This is a genomic window from Stenotrophomonas sp. GD04145 (genome assembly GCF_029835135.1).
Lineage (GTDB): Bacteria > Pseudomonadota > Gammaproteobacteria > Xanthomonadales > Xanthomonadaceae > Stenotrophomonas > Stenotrophomonas maltophilia_P.
Map to the genome: position 1 here is coordinate 1 of NZ_JAODZG010000094.1, position 1,185 is coordinate 1,185.

Genomic DNA, 1,185 nt, shown 5'->3' on the forward strand with positions numbered 1-1,185 from the left:
CCTGAAGCGCAATGGCGAAAACATGAACCTGCAGATCAGCAATGCCCTCACCCTCCTGCATCATCATCTTGGCGACAACCTGCTGGCGGTGCATCTGTTCGGTTCCGCCGTCAGCGGCGGCCTCAAGCCGGCAAGCGACATCGATCTGCTGGTCACCGTCCGCACGCCCCTGAGCGATAGCACGCGCAAGGTCCTGATGACCGACCTGCTGAGGCTGTCGGCCTGGCCGGCCACCGCGCACCTGCGCCCGCTGGAGGTGACGCTGCTGGTGCACGACGCCGTGCGGCCCTGGCGTTATCGGCCGATGCGCGAACTGCAGTTCGGCGAATGGCTGCGCGACGAGCTGCAGGCGGGTCGCTTCGAGCCGGCCATGGCCGATCATGACCTGGCCATACTGCTCAGCAAGGCACGCCAGCACGCTATCAGCCTGCTAGGCCCGCCGGCTGCCGAACTGTTCGAGCCGGTGCCTGAAGCGGACATGATTCGCGCCCTGCACGACACCGCGGCGCAATGGAACGGACCGGACGACTGGCTGGGCGATGAGTGCAACGTGGTCCTGGCCCTGGCACGCATCTGGCTGACGCTGAGCAGCGGCGAGATCGCTGCCAAGGACGTGGCGGCCGACTGGCTGCTCGAGCGCTTGCCCCCTGAGCACCGGCCGCTGCTGGAAACTGCGCGAGACGTCTATCTGGGCCAGGCCAGGGATGACCTGGCTCAGCGGCCCCAGGCACTGGCCGCTTTCATCGGTTATGCCCGGCACCAGATCGAGCGGCTACGCAGCGAGTCGGTCAACCGATAGACTGCCGTTTCGACCAGCGATGGACATGCCCATGACGCCCGACCAGATCGCCAGCTTCTGCCTCAGCCTGCCGGGCGCCCGCGAAGACCTCAAGTGGGGCAGCAACCGGGTGTTCTCGGTAGCCGGCAACAAGATGTTCGCCATCCTCGATTTTCTGGGCGAGGATCTGGCCTTCAAGGTCGATCACGACCTCTTTCTCGGCTACGTCGACCGCCCCGGCATTCGCCCCGCGCCCTATCTGGCGCGAGCGCACTGGGTCAGCATGAGCGCCCGCCAGCTACCGCTTGGCGACCAAGAGCTGCGCCAGTTGCTGACCCGTTCCCATCAGTTGGTGGTACGCCGACTGCCCAAGCGCCTGCAGCCCGGTCTGCTACTGGACGAATAGC

2 protein-coding genes are annotated in these 1,185 nt (G+C 66.0%); both read left to right on the top strand.

All coding sequences use genetic code 11. The annotated features are described in order from the left end of the window. The first annotated feature begins 22 nt into the window (after nt 1–22). Nucleotides 23–799, top strand: a complete 777-nt coding sequence (locus N7367_RS19345; RefSeq protein ID WP_075075807.1) for an AadA family aminoglycoside 3''-O-nucleotidyltransferase — start codon at nt 23–25, stop codon at nt 797–799. Nucleotides 800–830: 31 nt separating this feature from the next. Beyond that, complete coding sequence (locus N7367_RS19350) at nt 831–1,184, top strand: MmcQ/YjbR family DNA-binding protein (RefSeq protein ID WP_003246929.1); 354 nt, start codon at nt 831–833, stop codon at nt 1,182–1,184. The last annotated feature ends 1 nt before the right edge of the window (nt 1,185 follow it).